The organism is Polynucleobacter victoriensis (assembly GCF_900187875.1).
GTDB classification, from domain to species: domain Bacteria; phylum Pseudomonadota; class Gammaproteobacteria; order Burkholderiales; family Burkholderiaceae; genus Polynucleobacter; species Polynucleobacter victoriensis.
Genome location: NZ_FYEX01000001.1, coordinates 76,547 through 103,023, shown reverse-complemented (window position 1 = coordinate 103,023; position 26,477 = coordinate 76,547). Strand labels below are relative to the sequence as shown.

The window sequence follows — 26,477 nt, the reverse complement described above, 5'->3', positions numbered from 1 at the left end:
TAGTAATTAAGTCGTTATGACTTAGTCTCTATCTCCACCAAAGATACCCAATAATGCTAGTAGATTACTAAACACGTTGTATACGTCGAGGTAAATGCTAAGTGTTGCAATCACGTAGTTTGTTTCGCCACCGTTGATCACACGTTGAACATCAACCAAAATGAAGGCTGAGAAGATCGCAATTGCTACAACGCTAATTGTGAGCATCAAAGCTGGCATTTGAAGCCAGATGTTTGCCACTGATGCAAGCAACAAAAGAATCACGCCAGCAAACAACCATTTGCCTAGACCTACCGAAAGATCTTTTTTGACGCTGCCAGCTAATGTAGCCATACCTGCAAAAATTACAGCAGTACCGCCAAAGGCTGTCATGATTAGGCTAGCGCCATTGCTAAAACCCAAAATCGAGCCGATAAGGCGAGAAAGCATCAACCCCATAAAGAATGTAAAGCCAAGTAATAGGACAACACCTAAACCTGTGTCTTTATTCTTTTCGATTGCCCAGAAAAATCCAAATGCAATTGCCATGAATGCAATCAAACCAATGAATGGGCTACCAGCAAATAGTGAAAAACCTGTTGCAACACCAATCCATGCGCCCAAAATTGTAGGCACCATCGACAATGCTAAAAGGGCATAGGTGTTACGTAACACCCGGTTGCGGACTTGAACGCTCGCTGTCGCGCTACCGTGCCCAAAACCATAAGTGTTTAAATCGCTCATTAGAACTCCTTCATGTATTAAACATAACTTGCCCACCACTGGGCTCGTACTGATAAGTATAGACATTTCATATGAATTTCAAGGGCAAATTTGATTGTTGATAGGTAAATAGGGGTGTTTTTAGAGCAATTTTTAGCTTATGACCTTATTTTTAAGGAATATTTCTGGAGACTTTTCCTTAAAAATCAATGCTTTTACCTATTTTCTGGCTGAGAAAAGTGCCTTGAACACTGTATAATTTGGGGTTTTTAATCTATCTATCAATGGAGTTTAGTAATGGCAATTGAACGCACCCTTTCTATCATCAAACCAGACGCAGTAGCTAAGAACGTTATTGGTCAAATTTACGCACGTTTCGAAGCAGCTGGCTTGAAAGTGGTAGCTTCAAAAATGGCTCACCTTTCACGTCAAGAAGCTGAGCAGTTCTATGCTGTTCATAAAGAGCGTCCTTTTTTCAAAGACTTGGTTGATTTCATGATTTCAGGTCCAGTGATGATTCAAGCTTTGCAAGGTGAGAACGCTATTGCTAAGAATCGTGAATTAATGGGTGCTACTGATCCTAAGAAGGCAGATAAAGGCACAATTCGTGCTGATTTCGCTGACAGTATTGATGCTAACGCTGTGCACGGTTCAGATGCTCCTGAAACAGCCGCTGTGGAAGTTGCATTCTTCTTCCCAGGCATGGAAATCTTTTCACGCTAATACTTCACATTGATTGACTCACGCATCAACCTGTTGAACTTTGATCCTGAGGGATTGTGCGATTACATCGCATCCCTCCAGGAGAAGCCGTTTCGTGCAAAACAGTTGATGCGTTGGGTGCATCAAAGAGGTGAGGCTGATATCGCTCAGATGAGCGATTTGGCTAAAACATTCAGAGCAACGTTGGCTGAAAAAGCCTGCGTTTCTGCTCTACCAGTTATCAGTGATCAGCAAGCTTCTGACGGTACACGTAAGTGGTTATTGGATGTTGCTGATGGCAATGCCGTAGAGATGGTCTATATCCCAGAGGATGATCGAGGCACATTGTGCATCTCATCTCAAGCTGGATGTGCTGTGAATTGCAGCTTTTGCTCTACAGGCAAACAAGGTTTTTCTAGAAATCTCACTTTAGGTGAAATCATTGGCCAATTATGGTTGGCTGAGCACACTTTGCGTAAAGAGCCTGGTGCAGTAAAGCGTATCGATGGCTACGATGGCACGGTGATCGATGAGCATGAGAGTCGCGTAATTTCAAATGTGGTGATGATGGGTATGGGCGAGCCACTGCTTAACTATGAGCCAGTGGTCGGTGCAATGCGTCTGATGTTAAGTGATAACGCATATGGACTATCAAGACGTCGCGTTACTTTATCCACTTCAGGTGTCGTGCCGATGATGGATCGTTTGGCAAATGATTTACCTGTTGCTTTGGCAGTTTCATTGCATGCACCAAACGATGCATTGCGTGATGAACTAGTTCCAATTAACAAAAAATATCCATTAAAAGAATTGATGGCTGCATGCATGCGTTACTTGCCATTTGCACCCCGAGATTTTTTAACGTTTGAATACTGTATGTTGGATGGCGTGAACGATTCTGATCAACATGCTAAAGAATTGGTAGATTTGCTAAAGAGAATTCCATGCAAGCTAAATTTAATTCCATTTAATCCATTTCCGGGATCTGGTTTACATAAATCTAGCCCAAGTCGAGTTCAGGACTTTGCTAAACGTTTGATGGATGCTGGAATCATTACCACTGTGCGTAAAACTCGTGGTGATGATATTGCTGCAGCTTGTGGTCAACTGGCTGGCGATGTTAAAGATCGCACCAATGTTAAGCAAAGAATGCAAGTGGTTAAGATTGATAAAGGGGTGACTCGTTCATGAGTTCGAGTGCTAATTCATTCTTAAAGCGCCGTATTAGTCGCCAGTCTGTAATTCAGTGGGCCGATAACGTTGTGACAGTGGGTGGTGATGCACCCGTGCGTGTTCAGTCAATGACTAATACTGATACAGCAGACGCTATTGGGACTGCAATTCAGGTAAAGGAACTGGCAAGAGCCGGTTCTGAAATTGTTCGCATCACAGTTGATACGCCTGCAGCCGCAGCTGCGGTGCCATCAATTCGCGATCAGTTGGATAAGATGGGGGTTTATGTACCGCTTGTAGGTGATTTTCACTATAACGGTCATACCTTGTTAAAAGATTATCCTGATTGTGCCCAAGCGCTATCGAAATATCGAATTAATCCAGGTAATGTAGGTCAGGGTGCAAAAAGGGATGTGCAGTTTTCTCAAATGATTGAGATGGCTTGTCGCTATCGTAAGCCTGTGCGCATTGGTGTTAACTGGGGAAGTCTTGATCAAGATTTGCTCGCCAAATTATTGGATGAAAATGCAGCCTCATCACATCCGAAAGAACTTCGTGAGGTTATGGCTGAGGCTTTAATTCAGTCTGCCTTGCAGTCTGCTGCCAGAGCAGAAGAGTTGGGTCTAGATGGAAATCAAATTACCTTGTCTTGCAAGGTAAGTGCTGTGCAGGACTTAATTGCTGTTTACAGGGATTTAGCTAAGCGTTGTGATTACTCTTTGCATCTTGGATTGACGGAAGCGGGCATGGGTAGCAAAGGTATTGTGGCATCAACAGCCGCTTTATCTGTTTTGCTGCAAGAGGGTATTGGTGACACAATTCGAGTTTCATTAACGCCAGAGCCAGGTGCTCCTCGTGAAAATGAAGTGATTGTGGCGCAGGAAATATTGCAAACTATGGGCTTACGTAATTTCACACCAATGGTGATCGCTTGCCCAGGTTGTGGTCGCACCACAAGTACTTATTTCCAAGAGTTGGCATCTCGTATTCAGACTTACTTGCGTCACCAAATGCCAATCTGGAAAAAAGATTATCCAGGTGTTGAAGCAATGAATGTGGCTGTCATGGGATGTATTGTGAATGGGCCTGGTGAAAGTAAGCATGCAAATATTGGCATTTCCTTGCCGGGTACTGGCGAATCTCCAGCGGCACCAGTATTTGTTGATGGCATCAAAGTGAAAACTTTGAGGGGCGACAATATTGCTGAAGAATTTCAAGTGATTGTTGATGAGTACGTTAAAAATACATACCGCGCCCAATAATTCATATTAATAAAACTATACGAGCAGATAACGAGTCAAAAAATGAGCCAAGAAAAACAATCAAAAATAACTGGCGTTAGAGGTATGAACGATATGCTTCCTGCTGAGGCCCCTTTATGGGCTCATTTGGAGCAATCAATACAAGGTTTGGTTCGTGCTTATGGTTATCAACAAATACGTACTCCGATTGTTGAGCAAACGGCTTTATTTAAGCGTGGTATTGGTGAGGTGACTGATATTGTTGAGAAGGAAATGTATTCCTTTGAAGATGCTTTGAATGGTGAGCAACTTACATTAAGACCTGAGGGTACGGCTGCAGCTGTAAGAGCAGTGATTGAGCACAACCTTTTATACGAAGGACCAAAGCGCCTTTGGTATACCGGCCCAATGTTCAGGCATGAGCGTCCACAACGTGGGCGTTATCGTCAATTCCATCAATTAGGTATAGAAGCCCTAGGTTTTGCTGGTCCTGATATTGATGCAGAAATAATTTTGATGTGCCAAAGACTATGGGATGACTTGGGTTTATTTGGCATTAAGTTAGAGTTGAATTCATTAGGGCAAGCTAATGAACGTGCTGCTCATCGCGAAGCATTAATTGAGCATTTCAAAAAACATGAAGCTGAATTAGATGAAGACGCAAAACGTCGTTTGCATACCAATCCATTAAGGATTTTGGATAGCAAGAATCCTGCAATGAAGCCAATTGTTGAGTCAGCCCCGCAGTTGCTTAGCTATTTGGGTGAAGAATCTTTGAAGCATTTTGAGGGCGTGCAAAAGTTGCTTAAAGCTAACAATTTGCCTTTCACGATCAACCCTCGACTTGTAAGAGGCTTGGATTATTACAATTTGACCGTATTTGAATGGGTAACCGATCAGTTGGGATCACAGGGAACGGTTGCTGGTGGCGGTCGTTATGACCCACTGATAGCTCAAATGGGGGGTAAACCGGCACCTGCTTGTGGTTGGGCCATGGGCATGGAGCGCGTGATTGAGCTCATGAAGGAGCAGAATTTAACTGCAGACTTAGATGCTGGTTGTGATGTCTATGTTTTGCACCAAGCTGGTGACACTTTGGAGCCGGCTATGGTAGTTGCTGAGCGTTTAAGATCAGCGGGTATTGAGGTCGTTTTGCATTGCTCGCCTGATGGTGGTGCTGCTAGTTTTAAGTCTCAAATGAAAAAAGCTGATGGTAGTGGAGCGGCATATGCCATTATTATCGGACCTGATGAATTGGCCGCAGGGCAGGCGCAGTTAAAAGATTTACGTCGTGATGGTCAGCAAATGACAGTTGCGTTGGATGGTTTGGTTGATGCTGTTATCAATCAGTTGGTTAGTATTTCAGAATAAGCGAATAAGACATGCACTTTAATTTAGAAGAACAAGAACAATTAGCGGAATTTAAGGCTTGGTGGAAACAATACGGCAACTGGTTAATCGGTGGCTTAATTGTTATTTTGCTTTCTTACTTTGTTTACACAGGTTGGGGCTGGTGGCAAAACCGTCAATCTGTTGGCGCAAGCAAGCTTTATGACACTTTATTAGTTGCTGCACAAAAACAAGATGTGCCAGCAGTTTTGCGTGCGGCTGATGATTTGCAACAGCAATTTTCATCAACTAGTTATGCTGGTATGGGTGGTTTAGTGGCTGCTCAAATTGCTAACGCTGCTGGTGATATGGCTGCTACCGAAAAGCAATTACGTTGGACGATGAATGATGCTAAAGCTGTTGCGCACAGGGATCTAGCCAGAGCACGCTTGATTTCATTATTGATTGATAAAAGTGATTTTGCTGACGCTGACAAAATAGCTGGCGCATCTGTGTCAACATCCTTCGAGCCTCTCATGTTGGAAAGACGTGGCGATGTACAGTTAGCTCAAGATAAGAATGCAGAGGCGCGCAAGTATTATCAAGAAGCTTGGACTAAATTGATGAAAAATCCAGAAGCTTCTGATGAAGCTAAACGTTTATTAAAAGTTAAATTAGATGCTGTAGGAGGTCTTTAATGCGTTATCCAATGATTCGCACTGCAGCAATACTGCTGTCTGCTATTACTTTAGTAGCATGCTCTAGCACCAAAAAACGTGAACCTGCTTCATTGACTAAAGTTGAGGACAAGATTCGTGTTGAGTCTGTATGGTCAACCAGTGTTGGTAAATCTGAGACTTTTGTTATGCGCCCAATATTGGCTGGCGATTACTTGTATACATCAGCAGGTAACGGTACGGTTACTAAAGTTGAGGTATTAACTGGTAAGAAGGTGTGGGAAGTTAAGGCACCAACAGATATTTCATCTGGTCCAGGTAGCGACGGTAATGTGGTGGTGGTTGGATCAACCAAGGGTGTTGTATATGCCTATGACTCAGATGGTCAAAAGATTTGGGAAGAAAAAGTTGGTAGTGAAGTTCTCACTGAGCCATTGGTTTTAGGTGGTGTAGCAGTTATTAGAACAATTGATAATCGTTTTGTTGCTCTAGATGCGAAAACAGGTAAACGCCGCTGGTCATATGTACGCCCACAAACCGCACTTGCTTTAAGAACAAGTTTTGCGATGGTGCCTATTGCATCTGATGCTTTCATTACTGGATTCTCTGGGGGCAAGATTGGCGTAATGGGGTTGGCTTCAGGAGGCGTGCTTTGGGAAGCTTCATTGGCTTACCCTAAAGGCTTCTCTGAAATTGAGCGCATGACAGATGTATCTGCAAGACCTACCTTATTAGGTCGTCGTTTATGTGCAGTGGCTTTCCAAGGCCGCATAGCATGTGGTGATATCAATAGTGGCACATTCACATGGTCTAAGGATTTCTCTAGCCATACTGGTACGGCTCAGTCTCAAGATTTTGTTTTTGCGGCTGACGAAAAATCTCATGTGGTTGCTTATAAAGCAGCTGACGGAGTTGAGGTGTGGCGCAATGAGACCATGACTTGGCGCGATGTTGGCGAACCCTTAGCGGTTGGTAAAGTGGTCGTGATGGGTGATAAGCAAGGTTACTTGCATTTCTTGGAGCAAACTACTGGAACCGCTCTAGCTAGGGTGCGTGTAGATAGTAGTGCGGTTGATGCAGCGCCGATCGTTGCTAGTGGTTTGTTAATTGTGCAAACACGTGGCGGATCTTTATCGGCTTATAGGCCTAACTAAGACATAGTAATAAGAATAAAAATATATATAGCAAGAATGATTAATTGGTAATCGTTCTTGCACTTAGAAAGCAGTTAATTATTTATGAAACCCGTCATTGCCATAGTTGGTCGACCAAACGTTGGTAAATCAACGCTATTTAATCGCTTGACTAGATCACGCGATGCGTTGGTGGCTGACTTTGCTGGCTTAACTCGAGACCGTCACTACGGTAATGGCCGTATGGGTGAGCGTGAGTTCATTTGTATTGATACGGGTGGTTTTGAGCCAGTTGCAAAGACTGGTATTTTGGCTGAGATGGCCAAGCAAACCAAGCAAGCTGTTGTAGAGGCTGACGTTGTTATTTTCTTGGTTGATGCGCGCCTAGGTATGGCGCCACAAGATCGAGTAATTGCTGATTTTTTACGTAAGACTGGCAGACCTGTCATTTTGGCTGTTAATAAGGCTGAAGGTATGGCCTATACAACTGTCACAGCGGATTTTTATGAGCTGGGCCTAGGTGAGCCGATAGCCATATCTTCGGCGCACGGTGATGGTGTGCGCGCCATGATTGATGAGGCATTAGATGCCTTGGGTATTCCAGATGAGCCTGAAGAGGATGACAAAACTGACAAGCCAATGCGTATTGCTGTGGTTGGCAGACCAAACGTTGGCAAGTCGACTTTCATTAACACCTTGATTGGTGAAGAGCGAGTCATCGCCTTTGATATGCCTGGCACGACCCGTGATGCGATTGATGTGCCATTCACACGTAATGGCAAGCCATATGTGATGATTGATACGGCTGGCTTACGTAAGCGTGGCAAAGTATTTGAAGCAATTGAAAAATTCTCTGTGGTGAAAACCTTGCAGGCAATTGCAGACGCCAATGTGGTCATTTTGATGCTAGATGCTCAACAAGATATTTCTGAGCAAGATGCGCACATTGCTGGTTTTATCGTTGATGCAGGCAGAGCGTTAGTTTTGGCCGTTAATAAATGGGACGGCATGGATGACTATGAGAAGGAACGGGCTAGAACAGATATTGCAAGAAAGCTACGTTTCTTAGATTTTGCGAATGTTCATCCTATTTCAGCAATCAAAGGGTTTGGTATCAAGGAGTTGTTCAAGGATGTAGATGCTGCCTATGCTGCTGCAATGTCTAAGTTGCCAACCCCTAAATTAACAAGAATTTTGGAAGAGGCGGTTGAATTCCAGCAACCTAAACGTGTTGGTATGTCCCGTCCTAAGATGCGTTATGCGCACCAGGGTGGCTCTAATCCACCAATTGTGGTGATACACGGTAATGCTCTTAGTGGAGTAACTGATAGTTATCGCCGTTATTTAGAGGGTCGCTTCAGAGAAGCTTTCAAACTTCGCGGTACACCATTACGTCTAGAATTCAAAACAGGTCAAAACCCTTTTGTTGACCAGGATAAAAATAAGAAAAAGAAGGGTAGGTAGCAATTTTTTGTAGCTTAGTTACACTCTTCACCGTTGATAACTATTTTTAAACCAGAGTAAGACTCCCTAATTAACAAAAAGAAAGAAGGAGCAGGCATGAACACTAATAAAGGCCAACTTTTGCAAGACCCATTTTTAAACGCTTTGCGTAAAGAGCATATTCCTGTATCTATATACCTTGTTAACGGTATCAAGTTGCAGGGTAATGTTGAGTCTTTTGACCAATACGTTATTTTGTTGCGTAACACTGTGACTCAAATGGTATACAAGCATGCCATTTCTACAGTGGTTCCTGCTAGAGCGGTGGAGTTCCGCGCTGACGAGGGAACACCAAGCGCTTAACTTTCTATGCAAGCAGTTAAAGCCGCTCTCATAGGTATTGATCCCGGTGGTAAACCTGACTTCGCCGATAGTATGGCGGAGTTAAGCTTGCTTGCGTCTAGTGCAGGCTCAAAGCCTGTGATGACGATGATCGCTAAGCGAGCCAAGCCAGATCCAGCGCTATACATGGGGTCAGGTAAGGCCACAGAACTTCGTGAGCAAATGGAGGCGAATGAGGTTGAGCTAGCTATTTTCAATCATGCCTTGTCACCAGTTCAGCAGAGAAATCTTGAGCGTCACTTAAAGTGTCACGTGATTGACCGCACGGGTCTAATTTTAGATATCTTTGCTCAGAGAGCTAAAAGTCATGTGGGTAAAACCCAAGTCCAGTTAGCGAATGTCAGATATCAAGTATCTCGCTTGGTAAAAGCTTGGAGCCACTTGGAGAGGCAAAAGGGTGGTATTGGTATGCGTGGTGGTCCCGGTGAGACTCAGATGGAGTTGGACCGCCGTATGTTGGAGAGCAAGGCTAAGCGTCTTCAGTTAGAACTCGAAAAACTGCAAAAACAACAGGCGACTCAACGAAGGTCTAGAGAAAAAGGCGGTGTTTTCTCAGTGTCTTTGGTTGGATACACCAACGCTGGTAAATCAACGTTATTTAACGCTTTAACCAAGGCAGGTACCTATGCGGCTGATCAATTATTTGCCACATTGGATACAACATCAAGACGTGTTTATTTACCAGAGATTGGTAACGCTGTTGTTTCAGACACAGTTGGTTTTATACGTGATCTGCCACATCAATTAGTTGAAGCGTTTAGAGCAACTTTGGATGAAACGGTTAGGGCAGATTTGCTGCTGCATGTTGTTGATGCATCAAGTTTTGACCGTGAGCAACAAATGATTGAGGTCGATAAAGTCTTGACAGAAATAGGTGCGGATCAAAGCCCTCAATTGGTTGTGGTTAATAAGATCGATCAAGTACCTGCTTTAATGGAGCGTGGACCTGTTTTACGTTATGACAGAAATGGCAAAGTAACAGCAATTTATATCTCTGCCAAAGAAGGTATTGGCTTGGATCTGCTCCGCGAAACATTGGCAGATTTAGCAAAGAACACTGATAGAATGAAGGCTCCTGTAGAGGAAGTTCCATCAGTGGCAGAAATGGATCCACAGGCCCCAGCGAAGCGCTGGGAATCTTTAGATGTTTTTCATACTCGTACAGGACTTTATTCTCCCAACGATGCGTAAATTACTACAAATATTCTCGGTTAATGATCCCGGTTGGGGTAATAACCATCAAGCTGATCCTAATCGTGGGCGTGATGAGAAAGATGCCACTCCGCCGAAACAGGAAGATAAGCCACGTCAACCTCAAAAGCAGGATGGTCCACCTGATTTAGATCAGTTGTGGAGAGACTTCAACAATCGTCTAAATGGATTATTCACCGGTAAGCGTCAGGGTGGTGGTAATAATCAACCTCCGAGCTCAAAAGGTCCAACTGGCGATGGTATGAAGCCTAGTTTTGGCGTTGGTATCGTTGCAACTATTGCAGTTGCTGTTTGGATTTTTAGCGGCTTTTTTATGATTCAAGAAGGTCAAACTGGTGTTGTTCTTCAGTTTGGTAAATATAGCTATACCACTCGTCCCGGTATTAACTGGCGCATGCCATGGCCGATTCAAACCCATGAAGTGGTGAACCTTTCATCAATTCGTTCGGTAGAAGTTGGTCGTGCCAATCTCATTAAGGCATCTAACCTTAAAGATTCTTCGATGTTGACCGAGGATGAAAACATCATTGATGTGAAATTCGCGGTTCAATATCGTCTAAAGGATGCTTCTGAGTATTTATTTAACAACAAAGATCCTGATGCATCTGTAGTTCAGGCTGCAGAAACTGCTGTGAGGGAAATTGTTGGTAAGAGCAAGATGGATAACGTTTTGTATGAGAATCGCGAAAAACTTGCGATTGACCTTAATGCTTCTATTCAGAAAATTTTGGATGGTTATAAAGCAGGCATATTTGTTACAAGCGTGACAGTTCAAAACGTTCAACCACCAGAACAGGTTCAAGCCGCTTTTGATGATGCGGTGAAGGCTGGGCAAGACCGTGAACGTTTAAAGAACGAAGGGCAAGCGTATGCCAATGACATTGTTCCAAAGGCTAAAGGTGCTGCTGATCGTTTGATGCAAGAGGCTGAAGGTTATAAAGCGAAGGTAATTGCAGTCGCAGAAGGTGATGCAACAAGATTTAAGTTAATTCAACCTGAATACGCAAAGGCTCCGCAAGTTACTCGTGAGCGTATGTACATTGATGTGATGCAAGAAATCTATACAAATGTAACCAAGGTGATGGTTGACCAGCGTAGCAACGCTGGTAGTTTGTTGTATTTGCCTTTGGATAAGTTGATTCAGCAGGTGACGCCAGGTAGTCCATCTGCTTTGGTGCCTACATCCAATACAGTCGCTAATACTCCGGCAGTAACAACTACGCCAGCGCCAGTATCAAATACAAGCAATACGAATCCTCCTGCCACTTCGGGTGATAGAAGAGATAGTTTGCGCAGTCGTGAGCGATAGGAGATTTATTAAATGAATAATCGTATTTTTCCTATGATCGCTGCATTCTTTGTGGTGATTGGCCTATTGTCCTCAACAGTGTTCATTGTTGATCAGCGTAAATATGCAGCCGTTTTTGCTTTTGGTGAATTAGTACGTGTGATTGAAGAACCTGGTTTGCAATTTAAATTGCCACCACCATTTCAAAGTGTGCAATTTTTCGAGCGTCGTATTTTGACAATTGATACACCTGATGCAGAGCGTTTTATTACCGCTGAAAAGAAGAATCTCTTGGTTGATTCTTATGTGAAGTGGCGTATTGTTGAACCGCGCCGTTTCTTTATTAGTTTCCGTGGTGATGAGCGTTTGGCTCAAGATCGTCTTAACCAATTGGTCAAGTCAGCGCTCAATGAAGAATTTACAAAGCGCACGGTTCGCGAGTTAATCTCTGAGCAGCGCGAGCAAGTCATGCAAAATATTCGCAAGAAGGTTGCTGAGGAAGCGGCTGATATTGGTATTGAGATTGTAGATGTGCGTTTGAAGCGTATTGATTTGCTAGCGGAGATTAGTGAGTCAGTATTCCGTCGTATGGAAGCAGAACGAAAACGTGTGGCCAATGAGCTTCGTTCTACTGGCGCTGCTGAGTCTGAGAAAATTCGTGCCGATGCCGAGCGTCAACGCGATATCATTCTATCTAGAGCATATCGTGATGCACAAAAGATCAAGGGTCAGGGCGATGCCAAAGCAACGGCTTTATATGGCGAAGCCTTTAACCGTGATCCACAATTTGCTCAGTTCTATCGTAGTTTGGAAGCTTACCGTAGTAGCTTTAAGACTAAGCAGGACTTGATGGTGATGGATCCTAATTCGGAATTTTTAAAATTTATGAAGAGCAGTCGTCCACAAGGCGCACCTTCAATACCGGCAGCTAAATAATGAATCGTTGGTTACTACCTGAGAATATTGCAGATGTTCTGCCTTCAGAGGCTAGAAAGATTGAAGAGTTACGTCGTATTCTCTTAGATCGTTTTCAGTCTTATGGCTATGAACTTGTCATGCCGCCTATGTTGGAGTATCTAGATTCTCTATTAACTGGTTCAGGACAAGATTTAAATTTAAAAACCTTTAAGTTGGTTGACCAGTTGTCTGGTCGAACTCTAGGTTTACGTGCAGACATTACTCCTCAAGTAGCTCGTATTGATGCACACCTATTAAACCGTCAGGGTGTTACGCGCCTTTGTTATGCCGGATCAGTTTTACACACACTTGCCGCACCAGGAACCAGCTCTCGAGAGCAGTTGCAGCTAGGTGCTGAAATTTATGGTCACGCTGGTTGGGAGGCTGACTTAGAGGTTCAAACCCTATTAAATGAGGTTTTGACCTTGAGTAACTTGGGTGAGATTACCCTAGATATGGCGCATGCTGGTATTTTGACGGGTATTTTGGGTGAGTATCACCCTAAGTCTGATGCTTTAGAGGCTCTTTACGCTGCACTTCAAGCGAAAGATTTGCCCGGTTTAACTCAACTGCTATCCGATTGGCCAGCAGCGATTAAGTCTGCCATTATCAGTTTGGCTGCTTTGAGTGGTTCGCCTAAGGAAGTTTTGCCTGCTGCTCGCAAAGCTCTACCTCAAACAAAGCAGGTAGCAGGTGCCTTAGATGATTTAGAGCGTCTTTGCCAGGCTATTTCTGGTTTACCTAACGCGCCTAAGCTTAATTTAGACCTGTCTGATCTTCGTGGTTACCAATATCACAGTGGTGTGATGTTTGCCGCTTACGTTGAGGGATTGCCTGCGGCTATTGCAAGAGGTGGTCGTTACGATATGGTTGGTGAAGCTTTTGGACGGTCTCGCCCGGCAACAGGTTTTTCTTTAGATATCATGACTTTAGCAAGACTATCTAAGATTGATTCTAGAAAAAATGCCATCCTAGCTCCCTGGTCTAATGACGAGCAATTGTCACAAGCCATTGCCGCTTTGCGTGCCAAGGGTGAGGTTGTTATTCAGCTTTTGCCTGGTCACGAGCAAGATGGGGAAGAATTTCACTGTGATCGCGAGCTTGTTGATCAAAAAGGTGCATGGGTAGTGATCACAAGAGCGTAAAATGCTCGTTTGCGCATTTTTCTAATTAATTATCTTTTTTCCTGGTTTATATGTCCGTACAGAAATTCGCCAGCAAGTCTGGCCGCAATGTTGTTGTAATTGGTACCCAATGGGGTGATGAAGGCAAAGGCAAGATCGTTGACTGGTTAACGGATCATGCAGAAGGTGTGGTGCGTTTCCAAGGCGGCCATAATGCTGGCCATACATTGATCATTAATGGTCAAAAGACAATTTTGCGTTTGATTCCGTCAGGCATCATGCGTCCAGGCGTAACTTGCTATATTGGTAATGGTGTTGTTTTGTCACCAGAAGCATTATTTAAAGAAATTGGTGAGTTAGAAGCTGCTGGCGTGGATGTTCGCTCACGTTTGAAGATTTCTGAAGCAACAACTTTAATTCTTCCTTATCACGTAGCTATTGACCATGCTCGCGAGGCTGCGCGCGGTAATGACAAGATCGGCACAACAGGTCGTGGTATTGGCCCAGCATATGAAGACAAGGTTGCTCGTCGTGCATTACGTGTTCAAGACTTGTTTTTCCCTGAGTCTTTTGCACAAAAACTCAAAGAGAATTTGGAATATCACAACTTTGTATTGACTCAGTACTTCAAAGCCCCAGCGCTAAACTTTGAAGAAGTAAGAGACAGTATGTTGGGTTATGCAGAGCAGCTACGTCCATTAGTGGCTGATGTTTCTAGCGATTTGGATGCGGTCCAAAAAGCAGGTAAAAACTTGTTGTTTGAGGGTGCTCAAGGTGCATTGTTAGATATTGATCACGGCACATATCCATTTGTAACATCATCAAACTGTGTTGCTGGTAATGCGGCTGCGGGTTCTGGTGTTGGTCCTGGTAGCCTACATTTTGTGTTGGGTATTACAAAAGCTTATTGCACACGTGTTGGTTCTGGTCCTTTCCCAAGTGAGTTATATGACCATGCGAACCCTAAGGCTCAAGATCCAATTGGTTTGCGTTTAGCTGAAGTTGGCAAAGAGTTTGGTTCCGTAACAGGTCGTCCTCGTCGCACAGGTTGGTTAGATGCTGCTGCATTGAAGCGTTCTATCCAGATCAGTGGTGTAACAGGTCTATGTATGACTAAGTTGGATGTTCTGGATGGTTTGAAAGAAATCCGTCTTTGCGTAGGTTACAACTTAGATGGTAAAAAGCTAGATGTATTGCCGCGTGGTTCAGATGCGGTTGCGCGTTGTGAACCAATCTATGAAACTTTCCCAGGGTGGTCTGAGAGCACCTTAGGTATTCAGAAATGGGATGAGTTGCCAAAGGCAGCACAAACCTATTTAAGACGTGTTGAAGAGGTGGCTTGTGTACCTATTGCCATGGTTTCAACAGGTCCAGATCGTAATGAAACCATCTTATTGCAGCATCCGTTTGAAGCTTAATAAGCTGATGCTCTAAAAACAAAAAAGGCGCTTTTAAGCGCCTTTTTAATTTGACTCAAATTTTATGGTGCCCCAGGAGAGACTCGAACTCTCACGCCTCTCGGCACCGGCTTCTAAGACCGGCGTGTCTACCATTCCACCACCAGGGCTAACAAAAAAGCTTCTAAATTGTACCTTAGAAGCTTTTTATTATTTGGCTCCTCGACCTGGGCTCGAACCAGGGACCTACGGATTAACAGTCCGGCGCTCTACCGACTGAGCTATCGAGGAATAGACGAAGATTATAGCCTGATTTTTATAAGATGCCAAATTTCCAGTAACTTTGCTCTAATATTTAGCCTCTACTTACTAAATTGACAGAGAGTAACAAATGCCTAGCTCAATACTGGGTCCAATTAGTTTCATTGGATTATTGGTTCTATCAAATGTGTTTATGACATTTGCTTGGTATGCACACCTTAAAAATTTATCAGACAAGCCATGGTGGATTGCTGCTTTACTAAGTTGGGCAATAGCTTTTTTTGAGTATGCATTACAAGTGCCTGCTAATCGAATTGGGTTTGAGCATTACGATTTGGCTCAATTAAAAATAACGCAAGAAGTAATTACCTTGGCTGTTTTTGTACCATTTTCAATCTTGTATATGGGCCAACCTTTCAAACTAGATTTTGTTTGGGCGGGATTGTGTTTGTTGGGCGCTGTTTACTTTATTTTTAGATGAGCGCAACTATTACTATCTCTGGTTGGGGTGAGGTTAAAGACCTCGTCAAGCCAATTCGTGTAAAAGTATTTGTTATTGAGCAAAATGTTCCAGAAGAGCTTGAATGGGATGAATACGATGAGACTGCTTGGCATGCGGTAGCAAAAGTAAATGAGCAAGTTGTCGGGACTGGAAGGCTGATACTTGATCAATCAAAAGCCAAGATTGGGCGCATGGCTGTCGATAAAAACTGCAGAGGTAAGGGCGTTGGTAGTGAAATACTAAAGGCTTTAATCAATCTGGGAAAAGAAAAGGGCGCACAAGAATTCATCTTGCACGCCCAAACTCATGCGATTGCTTTCTACGCCAAAGAAGGCTTTGAACCGTATGGCCCCATCTTTGATGAGGCCGGTATCCCACACGTAGAGATGCGTTTATATATTTAGAGCATTAGAAGTCTAATTTAGCTGTGGCTCTAAAGATGCGCGGAGCACCTGGAATTAAATATGAGTCCCCCATAAATTCTGGCGCATCTGACCAATATCTTTTGTTGAGAAGATTTTCTATGCCAACTCTAATCGTGGTTAAACCATATGAGTTTTTATAAGCTTGGGTGGCACCTAAATCAAACCGATGGTACGCAGGAATTTTCGCATCATTCTCTCTAGTAACATATTTACTGCCAACATAACGCCAGGTTCCATTTAGAGAAAGGCGTTCATAGCCAGGTACTCGATATATGGCAAATAGATTGCTACTAAAGGTGGGTACATTAGTTGAATGCTTGCCATCGTGAGGCCCACCTGAGCCTTCGATCTTTGTATCAATCAGAGTTGCTGATGCGTTGATGCTTGTTCGCTGAGTGATTGGGCCGGATAAATTAGCTTCTAAACCAGTATGAATTTGTTTTCCTGATTGCACATATGCATCATAGTAATTACCAAGCACTGTGGTGTACTCATAAGGCTTATCAATTCTGAATACAGCAATTGCTAATTGAAGATTGTTTTGGAAAAGAACCTTATTGCCAATTTCATATTGGTGAGTTTCTTTGATCTTCATGGGGTCAGCGTAGTTAGTGGCAATGATTGGGGCTTGACCACCTAGCTCAAGACCTTTGCTATAGCTGATATATTGAGTTGATCCCTTAAAGCCCTGATAACTAATACCTAAACTTGGTAAGAATTTTGTTTCTTCTGATTTTCCTGACTTAACAGCATAACCGTTCACCCAGTTTTCTGAAATATCAACAATTCGTGAGCCAATATGGAGTTTGTAGCCCTTAAAATTTTCTAGGCTGCTAATATTGTCTTGAAAATATATAGATCTTTGATTGTTTTTATATTGATAAAAATCAATAGGAGCAGATGTTGATGTTGTGTATATATTTGAAGTCCCATAGATGCTGCCTGGTGTGATTCCTCTACCGGGGTGTGCTGCAGTATTGTCACAGTAGTCAATAAGTTGAGCGCAATTGTTTATCCAATTCGGTTGCGATACTTTTCTATATTGAATAGAGCTACCAAATGTCAGGTCATGAATAATTTGACTATATGTTGATTTACCGGATAGCTCAAACTTTAATTCTTGATTTTGCCTAGTCTCATTTAGACTTCTGTAGTCGTAAATAATGAACTCACCATTACTATTAAATTTATTTGAATTAACCGGGTACTTCCATTCGGCAGCATCATAATAATTTGTTGGGCTACTCCAAGGAAACGCTAAATTATCATCTGTCTTAATCCGACTTATTTGATATCCACCGGTTGCTTTCCATCCGCTCTCAAGCTCTTGGGTAAATTTTGTTCCAAAATTGATTTGCTCGGTGACAACTGGTTTCTGCCAGGTTTGCTCAGCAGTGAGGTGCTTGTATGGATCTATTGGGGGTATACCATTTACTCCAAGTAATTGATATCCAGGCACCGAGTATTGAGAACGTTTTTGATAATCAATATCTGTTTCCCATTTGCTTCTCGCTGACGGTGAGATGTCGATTGCAAGACTTGCAAAGTTTCTATAGCCTGTAGCTGCTGCTACATAAGGCTTAAAATCTTCGTGTGCTAGATTAATTCTGTATCCAATAGGATTATCTGTGGTTTGTTTTCTGCCAATGTCTATAGCTTGTGAGAAAGATCCTTTTTCACCATAGCCCAATGAGAAACTATTTACATCTTGGTTTGCTCGTTTGGTTACGTAATTAATCAACCCTCCTGGCGATAGAATGCCAGCCTCAAGAGCGCTAATACCTTTAATGACTTCTACACGCTCTTTATTTTCAAGGGCAATATTGGCTTCGCTAGCCATAGCCATGCCATTGATCTTATATGCTGTAGCTGGATCAAGGGGAAATCCTCTGACTGAGAATGATTCATAGTAGCCAACAGGTGTGTAATTTCTTCCTACTGATGCATCATTAGTAATGACATCACTGGCTCTTTGAGCTATTTGAGCATCAATTTGTTCTCTGGTAATGGTTGAAATAGATTGGGTTTTATCCTGCCAGTTACCTTGTCCAAATCCCCATTGAATATTTCTAGTATTCAGAGCTTCTTGGTTGCTATCGGTTACCACCACAGGCGACAACTGAGTTTCACTTTGAGCAATTGCGTGATTAATAACAAACAGCAGGGCGCATGCACCTGCAATGTGATTTAGTTTTGGCATATAAGCCATCGTCAGTACTCCTTATATAAACGATGGCGAGTTGGGGATGCGATTTTGGACGCTTCCCTGCGCTCGCATTATCGAGATCAGGTTCAACGGGTATTTCTCACCCACACCGATAAAGCTTGATGCAGGACCCCGAGCTAATGTCTATAACTTCTAGACAGATGTAATTATAAGGATTTTTTAATTTTGAAGTTTTAGAAGCAAAGACCTGATGATTTTTTGGGTCTTTTTGACTCTTTCTGATGGAATACCGCTGATAGGCTCATATGGAATCTTTAGCTCATCCAATCTTGCTTTGAGGCGATAGTGAACCTTGGTTTGAGCTACGGGGCCATCTCTTTGCATACCATCTTCAATCCATGGGAAGTCTACTTGGGTGAAGAGTGTTAAATCATAGTCATGGTTGTGAGCAATTTCTTTTAAACCAGCGTTGCTGCCAGCGAAAACTACTTCGCTATAAATGGACGTTAATAGTGGGGCTGTATCGCAGAACAACAATACAACTGCTGCCTCTGGATTTGCTTCAATTAACTCTTTGGCTGTATCTTTTTCTGCCGCTTTTTGAGTAAGAGCAATATTGATTTGCTCTTCTGACTTTGGAGTTCTTTTTTCTTGATCAACAAAAGTTCTTAAATATTCGGATACGAAAGCGCTGGGGTAGTCCTTCTTAAAAGCCTCTGTTAAATCCTTAGCCAATGTTGTTTTACCTGTGCACTCGGCACCAATGATGGCAATCTTAAGAACATGAGTCATGTATTGGCTTTAACTTTCATCTGTTTGGACCATTGTCTCCATCCCAAGAGACACAACGCTATCAGTAGACCATACAACAGGGCAGTCAGATACAAATCCTTATAAACATAAAGGCCAATGTAAATAACATCCACAAAAGCCCATAACAACCAATTCTCAAGCCACTTCTGAGCGCTCATATATGTTGCCAATAAACTTCCTGCAGTTAAGAAGGCATCAATATTTGGCACATCGGAACTAGTGTGGTTTTTTAAGATGTATTGAATGACAAAAAACATCAATAACCAAGCTATGCCACATTTTGCAATAGAGTTGATGGAAGCTCTAGAGAAAGAGGGTTGGTTTGTTTGATGGTTCGTGTCTTTCTTGTGCCAAGTGATCCATGCGTATATGGCCAGGCCTATAAATACGAATTGAAGGGCAGCATCACCAAATAATCGGCTATCAAAGAAAACATAGCCATAAGCTGTTGAGCTTGCAATTGCTAATGGCCAAGTCAGAATTTTTCCATATGCATTTAATAGAACGCATGCCAGTGACAATATGAAAGCAATAATTTCCATCAGGCGTATGGGCGGTACTAAGCTTTTCTTAGAAGAAAATCTGCAGTTACAGCAGCAGCATCTGGTGTTAGCGCACCTTCTAAGATCAGGTTAGCAGCTTGTGTAAATGGAACTTTTATAAAATTTGCGACCTCGCCGTCATTATTTTTAGGGATAAAGTCTGAGGGGAGTTCTAAGTCATAGGTATAGAGACTTTCGTCATGAAGACCTTTTGGCTCCACAACGCGACTCACATGAATGTGGCCAACTGGTTCAACCAGACAAGCTAATTGTCTTGGAACGCTAGATTCTTCCCACAATTCTCTGATGACGCATTGCAATAGAGTCTCATCAGCACTAACACCGCCTGCTGCCAAGTTATCCAGCATGTTGGGGTCAGTAGCTTTGGTGGGGCTGCGAAGACCAAGCCAAATCTCTTGATTACTTGTGTATCCGTTGATATGGCAAGCTCTACTATGAAGACCTAGGGATCTAAAAGCAGCTCTTTCCATCCTAAATCGTTCATGACCTAGATGATCAAACCATGCAAATGACTCATTGCGCCATCCTGGTGCCAAACCTTCCTTTTTCAAAAATTCGGCTAATTCTTGAAGTTCTTGGCTAAGTAAATAGGGAGATAGTTTTTCAAGTTGTAAGTGCTCTCCAAAGCGAACAATGGCTGGAGTCTCTGCGTTAGCAATATACGTTTCGATTGTGTCAACATAATCGGGCTGAATATGGCCAATCACCTCAGTACCAAATCGAATGGTTTGCCAATTGGATGGAGCGGGTCTTAGAGCAGTCTCCAAGATCTCTTCTAGAGCAGCGCGTGTTGTGGCAGAAATCAATGACATGTCTACAATATTTATTAATATTGTTAGATTATCTGTCAAAGCGGACAATTTAGTCTAAATTTGCTTCAAAAATAAAGGGATGGCATGAGTTCAACGAGTGAAAATGATTCATCAAGTGATGATTTTGAGCCTTTGGTGCAGGCTGGACATGTTATTTGCTCAGCCGAAGCCGTAAAGGATCAGGACGAAGGCTTTCGTTTCATGGTCAGAACCTCCGACATTGCCAGTAAAGTAGGTTCTGTTGATCACCGCATTGATGAAACACTTCCAGCCTTTGTGATTCGGTACGATGGTCAAGTTCATGCTTATCTGAATCGATGTGCTCACGTCGCCATGGAATTAGACTGGCAGCCTGGTCAATTTTTTACTTTAGATAAAACTGCTTTGATTTGTGCTTCACATGATGCGCAATATCTCCCTGATACTGGGGAATGTATTTCAGGACCATGTCCGCATGGAGCAACTTTGATCAAGCTCGATATTGAAGAAAAAGATGGCAAGATTTTTCTCTGTCAAGCACTTTGAAACAAATATTTTTTCAGGTTGATATATTGTATTAGTGGGTTGCTTAAAATTTAAGCAGGTCAGCTCGACCATTGTTGAATAAGGATTTTTTAATTTTAATGAAGGAGTAGTCCACAAATTCTGTGGATAAGTTCTTTAAAGATTTCGCGGAAATATATTTTTTCCCCTATTGACAAAGAAGTAGAAAATTTTAATTGATGAGTTTAGAAAATATTCTTGGCTATGTTGCAGCGGCGCTGACTACCTTTGCATTTCTGCCTCAAGCTTGGCGTATTTATAAAACTAAAGATACAAATGCCATCTCATTCTGGATGTATTTGATTTTTAGTCTTGGCGTTTTCCTATGGTTGGTGTATGGTGTTTTTATCAGCGCTTGGCCTGTGGTTATTGCAAATGCGATTACATTATTGATATCGCTTTGGATTTTGTGGATGAAGATCAATGAATAAATTACTTGCAGCTCTATTTTGCATTTCTGTAACGCTCTTTTCTGGTTGTGCTTCAACGCCCATGACCAATGCAGATGGTGAGTCTATTCAGGATATTCAAACCAAGTTATTGGGTGATATGCCCATGCCTGGTGGCGCAAAGATTAATAATGAAAATACCTTGATCTTGGGTAGTGGTGACGGTTGGGCTGGAAGGGTTGCAATAATTGCCCAACAAAACTCAAATGAAACATTCACTTTCTTCCGTGATCAATTCCAAAAAGCTGGCTGGACCTTGGTTTCTTCAACCAAAACTAAAAATAGCATCTTAGTTTTTATCAAGAAAGACAGAACCGCTACGATTGAAATTGAAGATGCAGGTTGGATTGGCAGAACGAATGTGATGTTAACGGTCGCACCTCGTAGCACTGTCGTGCCTCCCGTAACAAAATAAGCGCAAACCAAGTAATTTGGTCCCGCCAACAGGAATCGAACCTGTGTCTACCGCTTAGGAGGCAGTTGTACTATCCACTGTACTATGGCGAGATCTGAAATAGGTCGCTAGCTTACCATCCGCAAAGAGTTAGCACTGTATTTGCGATGGTAACCATTAAATCTGGCTTCAAATAAGCTGAAAAGACCAATACCAGTGCAATTGCTGCCAGATTTTTAATGAGGATATGAGGTCGCAATATGTTCATGATGATTGATTTTGATAATTAGGCTTTTGCCAAAGCAGCATTTCTATCAATGGCATCTTCTTTGATTGGTAAATTAACTAGCGCCGCTAGAATACCCAACGCTATGGCAATGATCCAAACAATGTTGTAGGAACCTGTTTTATCAAATAAAACGCCTCCCAAATAGGCACCCATGAAGCTGCCAATTTGATGAGAGAAGAATGCAAAACCAGATAGCATCGATAAATACTTAACGCCAAAAATTTGAGCCACTATCCCATTTGTGAGGGGTACGGTGGATAGCCACAAAATACCCATGAGTGCAGCAAATAAGTAAGTTGTTAATGGTGATAGGGGAAGCAATAAGAACGCACCAATCACAATCGATCTTGAGCCATATATAAAGGCAAGTATGTAGTGCTTAGGCACTTTTTGCCCAAGGACACCTGCATAGTAGGTGCCCAAGACATTAAACAATCCCACTAATGCTAAAGCCAGTGTTGCCACTTGAGGGTGACCAACATCAGGATAGGTGGCAGACATGTCTTTGAGATAGGGCGCTAAGTGAACGCCAATGAAAACCACTTGGAATCCGCAAACAAAGTAACCAAGAATTAATAATTGAAAGCTACGTTGTTTAAACGCTTCGCTAATGGCTTCTGTAATTGTTTGCTGATGCCCTGATACTGCAGGCGCATGATTTTTCTCTCGCAAAATCCAACCTAGCGGCAACATCAGAGTAACTAGGATTGCTAGAATAACTAGAGCATTTTGAGGCCCAAAGTTGCCCAGCAATTCTTGTTCTAAAGGGATCATCAAGAATTGTCCAAATGAACCCATGGCAGCAGCAATGCCCATTGCCCAAACACGTTTTTCGGGTGGGCAGTTGCGACCAATCACTCCATATACAACGCTGTATGTTGAGCAGGCTAAAGCCAAACCTAAAATAACTCCCATACTCAGGACAAAAGCTAGTCCACTTACAGCTTGGCTGGCACCATACAGACCAATACAGTAAAGGCATCCGCCTAGCAGCATAATCTTGTATGCACCGAACTTGTCGGATAGGCCACCAAATAATGGTTGTGTTGCACCCCAGGTTAAATTTTGTAGGGCGATCGCCAAGGCAAATGTTTCTCTTCCCCAACCATTTGCTTGAGTAACGGGAAGATTAAATAAACCAAACCCATGACGTATGCCCATTGATAGAGTAACTAGCAGTCCTCCTGCAATTAGAACTCTTGTCAGGTTTAATTGATAAGTCATGACTTAGATGATGCCTTGTTCTTTTAAAGATTTGATTTGAGATTCGGTGAGACCTAATTTGCTTTGAAGAATCTCATGGGTGTGTTCACCCAGTAATGGTGGCGGGCGATGTTCCACCACTGGCGTTTCGCTTAATCTCATTGGGCTGCGAACTAAATTGACTTTGCCTGCCGTAGGGTGGGGCATTTCCATTTTGATATTGCGTGCGATGACTTGTTCGTTCTCAAAAACTTCTTTGAAGTTATTGATGGGCCCGCAAGGAACATTGGCAATATCCAATAGTTCAATCCATTCTTTTTTTGTTTTCTTTAAAACCATTTTTTGAAGAAGTGGATCTAACTCAGTGCGATGTCTAACACGCTCGGGATTGGTTGCAAAGCGAGGATCATCAGCAAGTTGAGGTTCATGCCCAGACTCCACAAAGTGTCTAAATTGACTGTCATTACCAGCAGCAACAATGATCCATCCATCAGATGCTTTAAAAGTTTGATAAGGGACTATGTTGGCACTAGCATTACCCCAACTTTTAGGCGGTACACCACTAGTTAAATAATTACTCGCTACGTTGCACATGGTGGCGATTTGTACATCTAATAGCGATAAATCAATGTATTGACCTACGCCGGTTCGATCTCTGTGAACAACAGCGGCAAGTATTGCTGAAGTGGCATACATGCCCGTGAAGATGTCAGCAATCGCAACGCCAGCTTTTTGAGGTCCTCCGCCAGGTAAATCTTCCTTTTCGCCCGTGACGCTCATAAATCCGCCCATACCTTGGACGATATAGTCGTAACCAGGGCGATGCGCGTAAGGGCCAGTTTGACCAAAACCCGTTATAGAACAATAAATTAGATCATTTTTTATGCCTTTTAGGCTCTCATAATCAAGGCCATACTTTTTTAATTGCCCAACTTTATAGTTTTCGATAACGATATCGCTCTGTAAAACCAGTTTTTTGATGATTTCTTGACCTTCTGGCTTCGAAATATCTACGGTAATTGATCTTTTATTCCGATTTATTGCTAAATAAAAGGCGGATTCTGTGGTTTCTTTGCCTTCAGAATTCCTTAAAAAAGGAGGGCCCCATTGGCGGGTATCGTCTCCCGTAATTGGCCTCTCAACCTTGATTACATCGGCTCCTAGGTCTGCTAGGTTCTGCCCACACCAAGGTCCTGCCAGTACTCGACTGAGGTCTAAAACGCGAAGATGATTAAGTGCTCCCATGGAAGTCATTTTCGCATGTGGATACAATTCTCCGCCATGGCAACAAAAAAATCAGATCAATACAGCGAATCGTCGATCAAAGTCCTAAAGGGCCTTGAACCAGTCAAACAACGTCCGGGTATGTATACACGGACCGATAACCCTTTGCATATGATTCAAGAGGTTATCGATAATGCTTCCGATGAAGCCCTAGGGGGCTACGGTAAGCACATCGTCGTCACCTTGCATACCGATGGTAGTGTGAGCGTGGAAGACGATGGCCGTGGTATTCCAGTAGGCATGCATCCTGAAGAGAAAAGGCCAGTAGTCGAGTTGGTATTTACGCAACTTCATGCTGGTGGCAAATTCGAAAAAGGCTCGGGCGGGGCATATGCCTTCTCTGGTGGTCTACACGGTGTGGGCGTATCTGTAACCAATGCCTTATCCAAGCGCATGGAAGTGACTGTTTGGCGTGATAAACAGATTTCGACATTGGCATTTGAAGCAGGTTTTGTGGTTGAACCACTCAAGACAAAAATTGCTCCAATGGGCGATCGACCGAATGGCACGCGCGTAAGAGCTTGGCCAGATGCTAAATATTTTGATAGCGCCCAAATTCCTCTCGCTGAGTTACAAAGACTATTACGCTCTAAAGCAGTTCTTTTGCCTGGCGTAAAAGTGACCTTAATTCAAGAAAAGGGTGGTGAACCACAAACTTGGTTATATACCCAAGGATTAAGAGGTTATCTAGATGAGGCAATGGCCCAGGGTGGTCATAGTCCGGTTGTGATCCCAGCGTTTGATGGCGAACACTTTGCAGATCCTAATCGACCAGGTGAAGATTCTTTTGCTGAAGGTGAGGGTGCCAGTTGGGTTGTGGCTTGGACTGAAGAGGGAGCTCCTGTTCGCGAAAGCTATGTCAACTTAATTCCAACGCCAGCGGGTGGAACCCATGAAAGTGGATTACGTGATGGCTTGTTCAATGCAGTTAAAAGCTTTATTGATATTCATGCACTTCAGCCAAAGGGTGTGAAGTTAATGCCGGAAGACGTTTTTGCTCGTGCATCATTCGTTTTGTCCGCCAAAGTTCTAGACCCACAGTTCCAAGGTCAGATTAAAGAACGATTGAATTCAAGAGATGCTGTACGACTAGTCTCTGGCTTTGTTAAATCAGCTCTGGATTTATGGCTTAACCAGCATGTCGATTATGGTCGTAAGTTGGCAGAGTTAGTGATTAAGCAGGCACAAGCAAGAACTCGTGCGGGTCAGAAAGTCGAAAAGAAAAAATCTTCTGGTGTTGCAGTCTTGCCTGGCAAGTTAACTGACTGCGAGAGTGAAGATATTGCCATGAACGAACTCTTCCTTGTGGAGGGTGATTCTGCCGGTGGCTCTGCAAAAATGGGTCGCAATAAAGAATATCAAGCAATCTTGCCCTTACGTGGCAAAGTGTTAAATACTTGGGAAGCCGAGCGTGATCGTTTATTTGCTAATAATGAAGTTCATGACATTGCTGTCGCAATTGGTGTTGATCCGCATGGAGCAACTGATGAGCCCGATTTGAGCAATTTGCGTTACGGCAAAATCTGCATCTTGTCAGATGCTGACGTCGATGGCGCTCACATTCAAGTGTTGCTACTGACCTTGTTCTATAAGCATTTCCCAAAATTGATGGAACGTGGTCATGTATATATCGCTCGTCCTCCATTGTTCCGTGTCGATGCGCCAGCTCGCGGAAAGAAACCAGCACAAAAACTATATGCTCTCGATGAGGGCGAATTAAGAGCTATTGAAGATAAGTTACGCAAAGATGGTTTGCGTGAAGGTTCATGGCAAATCAGTCGCTTTAAAGGTCTGGGTGAAATGAACGCTGAACAACTTTGGGACACAACTTTGAATCCGGATACGCGTAGATTGCTTCCTGTTACGGAGGGTGCGTTGGGCGAGGTAGAAACAGTTAAGACTATGGATATGCTGATGGGTAAATCCGAATCTGGTGCTCGCAAGAGTTGGTTGGAAGAGCGCGGCAATGAAGTTGAAGCAGATATTTAATCT

Annotated in this window: 26 protein-coding genes, 3 tRNA genes and 1 riboswitch; of the genes, 19 read left to right on the top strand and 10 right to left on the bottom strand. The window is 43.0% G+C overall.

All coding sequences use genetic code 11. The features are described from left to right. Positions 1-21 precede the first annotated feature (21 nt). Positions 22-723 carry a Bax inhibitor-1/YccA family protein gene (locus CFR83_RS00525; RefSeq protein WP_088811976.1) on the bottom strand — a complete coding sequence of 234 codons (702 nt, stop codon included), beginning with the start codon at positions 721-723 and terminating at the stop codon, positions 22-24. Between the two features lie 276 nt (positions 724-999). On the opposite strand from CFR83_RS00525, the gene ndk reads away from it, so the two are divergent. The 13 genes from ndk to CFR83_RS00460 all read left to right on the top strand — a co-directional run bounded on the left by ndk (position 1,000) and on the right by CFR83_RS00460 (position 14,801). Next, positions 1,000-1,425, top strand: a complete 426-nt coding sequence (ndk, locus tag CFR83_RS00520) for a nucleoside-diphosphate kinase (RefSeq protein ID WP_088811975.1) — start codon at positions 1,000-1,002, stop codon at positions 1,423-1,425. Positions 1,426-1,437: 12 nt separating this feature from the next. Then, positions 1,438-2,595 carry a dual-specificity RNA methyltransferase RlmN gene (gene rlmN / locus CFR83_RS00515; RefSeq protein WP_088813140.1) on the top strand — a complete coding sequence of 386 codons (1,158 nt, stop codon included), beginning with the start codon at positions 1,438-1,440 and terminating at the stop codon, positions 2,593-2,595. After that, entirely contained in the window at positions 2,592-3,839 is a 1,248-nt protein-coding gene (gene ispG, locus CFR83_RS00510; protein ID WP_088811974.1) for a flavodoxin-dependent (E)-4-hydroxy-3-methylbut-2-enyl-diphosphate synthase, read from the top strand. Before rlmN ends, ispG begins: the two co-directional genes overlap by 4 nt. A gap of 42 nt (positions 3,840-3,881) precedes the next feature. Next, positions 3,882-5,189, top strand: a complete 1,308-nt coding sequence (hisS, locus tag CFR83_RS00505) for a histidine--tRNA ligase (RefSeq protein ID WP_088811973.1) — start codon at positions 3,882-3,884, stop codon at positions 5,187-5,189. Between the two features lie 11 nt (positions 5,190-5,200). Then, a complete protein-coding gene (locus CFR83_RS00500; RefSeq protein ID WP_088811972.1) occupies positions 5,201-5,845 on the top strand; it encodes a YfgM family protein in 645 nt (214 codons plus the stop codon). Further along, a complete protein-coding gene (bamB, locus tag CFR83_RS00495; protein WP_088811971.1) occupies positions 5,845-6,978 on the top strand; it encodes an outer membrane protein assembly factor BamB in 1,134 nt (377 codons plus the stop codon). Before CFR83_RS00500 ends, bamB begins: the two co-directional genes overlap by 1 nt. Positions 6,979-7,062: 84 nt before the next feature. After that, complete coding sequence (gene der, locus CFR83_RS00490) at positions 7,063-8,421, top strand: ribosome biogenesis GTPase Der (RefSeq protein ID WP_088811970.1); 1,359 nt, start codon at positions 7,063-7,065, stop codon at positions 8,419-8,421. A 96-nt stretch (positions 8,422-8,517) separates the two neighbouring features. After that, the gene (gene hfq / locus CFR83_RS00485) at positions 8,518-8,763 is read left to right on the top strand and encodes an RNA chaperone Hfq (protein WP_088811969.1); all 246 of its coding nucleotides are present in this window, start codon (positions 8,518-8,520) and stop codon (positions 8,761-8,763) included. A gap of 6 nt (positions 8,764-8,769) precedes the next feature. Then, positions 8,770-9,993 carry a GTPase HflX gene (gene hflX / locus CFR83_RS00480; RefSeq protein WP_088811968.1) on the top strand — a complete coding sequence of 408 codons (1,224 nt, stop codon included), beginning with the start codon at positions 8,770-8,772 and terminating at the stop codon, positions 9,991-9,993. After that, entirely contained in the window at positions 9,986-11,323 is a 1,338-nt protein-coding gene (gene hflK, locus CFR83_RS00475; protein WP_088811967.1) for an FtsH protease activity modulator HflK, read from the top strand. Before hflX ends, hflK begins: the two co-directional genes overlap by 8 nt. A 12-nt stretch (positions 11,324-11,335) precedes the next feature. Continuing rightward, entirely contained in the window at positions 11,336-12,238 is a 903-nt protein-coding gene (gene hflC, locus CFR83_RS00470) for a protease modulator HflC (RefSeq protein WP_088811966.1), read from the top strand. Beyond that, a complete protein-coding gene (locus tag CFR83_RS00465) occupies positions 12,238-13,404 on the top strand; it encodes an ATP phosphoribosyltransferase regulatory subunit (protein ID WP_088811965.1) in 1,167 nt (388 codons plus the stop codon). The genes hflC and CFR83_RS00465 overlap by 1 nt, the downstream gene beginning before the upstream one ends. Positions 13,405-13,454: 50 nt before the next feature. After that, positions 13,455-14,801: an adenylosuccinate synthase gene (locus CFR83_RS00460; protein ID WP_088811964.1), complete on the top strand. Its 1,347-nt coding sequence runs from the start codon at positions 13,455-13,457 to the stop codon at positions 14,799-14,801. 65 nt (positions 14,802-14,866) lie between these two features. On the opposite strand, the gene CFR83_RS00455 is transcribed toward CFR83_RS00460, so the two are convergent. Further along, positions 14,867-14,950: transfer RNA gene (locus CFR83_RS00455), tRNA-Leu, on the bottom strand. Positions 14,951-14,995: 45 nt separating this feature from the next. Continuing rightward, a tRNA-Asn gene (locus CFR83_RS00450) sits at positions 14,996-15,071 on the bottom strand. Between the two features lie 100 nt (positions 15,072-15,171). On the opposite strand from CFR83_RS00450, the gene CFR83_RS00445 reads away from it, so the two are divergent. Together CFR83_RS00445 and CFR83_RS00440 are read left to right on the top strand one after the other, a co-directional pair. After that, positions 15,172-15,522 carry a DMT family protein gene (locus tag CFR83_RS00445; RefSeq protein WP_088811963.1) on the top strand — a complete coding sequence of 117 codons (351 nt, stop codon included), beginning with the start codon at positions 15,172-15,174 and terminating at the stop codon, positions 15,520-15,522. After that, on the top strand, positions 15,519-15,947 hold the full coding sequence (locus CFR83_RS00440; protein ID WP_088811962.1) for a GNAT family N-acetyltransferase: 429 nt from the start codon (positions 15,519-15,521) through the stop codon (positions 15,945-15,947). Before CFR83_RS00445 ends, CFR83_RS00440 begins: the two co-directional genes overlap by 4 nt. A gap of 4 nt (positions 15,948-15,951) precedes the next feature. On the opposite strand, the gene CFR83_RS00435 is transcribed toward CFR83_RS00440, so the two are convergent. The 4 genes from CFR83_RS00435 to CFR83_RS00420 all read right to left on the bottom strand — a co-directional run bounded on the left by CFR83_RS00435 (position 15,952) and on the right by CFR83_RS00420 (position 20,323). Then, the gene (locus CFR83_RS00435) at positions 15,952-18,177 is read right to left on the bottom strand and encodes a TonB-dependent siderophore receptor (RefSeq protein WP_088811961.1); all 2,226 of its coding nucleotides are present in this window, start codon (positions 18,175-18,177) and stop codon (positions 15,952-15,954) included. Positions 18,178-18,214: 37 nt separating this feature from the next. Then, a riboswitch (TPP riboswitch) is annotated at positions 18,215-18,319 on the bottom strand. A 35-nt stretch (positions 18,320-18,354) separates the two neighbouring features. Beyond that, a complete protein-coding gene (locus CFR83_RS00430; protein WP_088811960.1) occupies positions 18,355-18,927 on the bottom strand; it encodes an AAA family ATPase in 573 nt (190 codons plus the stop codon). After that, positions 18,924-19,490, bottom strand: coding sequence for a nicotinamide riboside transporter PnuC (pnuC, locus tag CFR83_RS00425; RefSeq protein ID WP_088811959.1), 567 nt, complete (start codon positions 19,488-19,490; stop codon positions 18,924-18,926). The genes CFR83_RS00430 and pnuC overlap by 4 nt, the downstream gene beginning before the upstream one ends. Before the next feature lie 17 nt (positions 19,491-19,507). Further along, positions 19,508-20,323 (bottom strand): NUDIX hydrolase, encoded by an 816-nt coding sequence (locus CFR83_RS00420; protein WP_088811958.1) that lies wholly within the window; start codon positions 20,321-20,323, stop codon positions 19,508-19,510. 84 nt (positions 20,324-20,407) lie between these two features. Between CFR83_RS00420 and CFR83_RS00415 the strand changes: the two genes are divergently transcribed. From CFR83_RS00415 to CFR83_RS00405, 3 genes are all read left to right on the top strand, one after another. After that, the gene (locus tag CFR83_RS00415) at positions 20,408-20,848 is read left to right on the top strand and encodes a Rieske (2Fe-2S) protein (RefSeq protein ID WP_088811957.1); all 441 of its coding nucleotides are present in this window, start codon (positions 20,408-20,410) and stop codon (positions 20,846-20,848) included. 197 nt (positions 20,849-21,045) lie between these two features. Further along, on the top strand, positions 21,046-21,297 hold the full coding sequence (locus CFR83_RS00410) for a SemiSWEET transporter (protein ID WP_088811956.1): 252 nt from the start codon (positions 21,046-21,048) through the stop codon (positions 21,295-21,297). Next, complete coding sequence (locus CFR83_RS00405; RefSeq protein ID WP_088811955.1) at positions 21,290-21,730, top strand: hypothetical protein; 441 nt, start codon at positions 21,290-21,292, stop codon at positions 21,728-21,730. Before CFR83_RS00410 ends, CFR83_RS00405 begins: the two co-directional genes overlap by 8 nt. 17 nt (positions 21,731-21,747) lie before the next feature. On the opposite strand, the gene CFR83_RS00400 is transcribed toward CFR83_RS00405, so the two are convergent. From CFR83_RS00400 to CFR83_RS00390, 3 genes are all read right to left on the bottom strand, one after another. Further along, positions 21,748-21,822 (bottom strand) — tRNA-Arg (locus CFR83_RS00400). A 173-nt stretch (positions 21,823-21,995) separates the two neighbouring features. Further along, complete coding sequence (locus CFR83_RS00395) at positions 21,996-23,222, bottom strand: MFS transporter (protein WP_088811954.1); 1,227 nt, start codon at positions 23,220-23,222, stop codon at positions 21,996-21,998. A gap of 3 nt (positions 23,223-23,225) precedes the next feature. Further along, positions 23,226-24,446: a CaiB/BaiF CoA transferase family protein gene (locus CFR83_RS00390; protein WP_088811953.1), complete on the bottom strand. Its 1,221-nt coding sequence runs from the start codon at positions 24,444-24,446 to the stop codon at positions 23,226-23,228. 36 nt (positions 24,447-24,482) lie between these two features. Here CFR83_RS00390 and CFR83_RS00385 point away from each other — a divergent pair, with 36 nt between their 5' ends. Further along, complete coding sequence (locus tag CFR83_RS00385) at positions 24,483-26,474, top strand: DNA topoisomerase IV subunit B (protein ID WP_088811952.1); 1,992 nt, start codon at positions 24,483-24,485, stop codon at positions 26,472-26,474. Positions 26,475-26,477 lie beyond the last annotated feature (3 nt).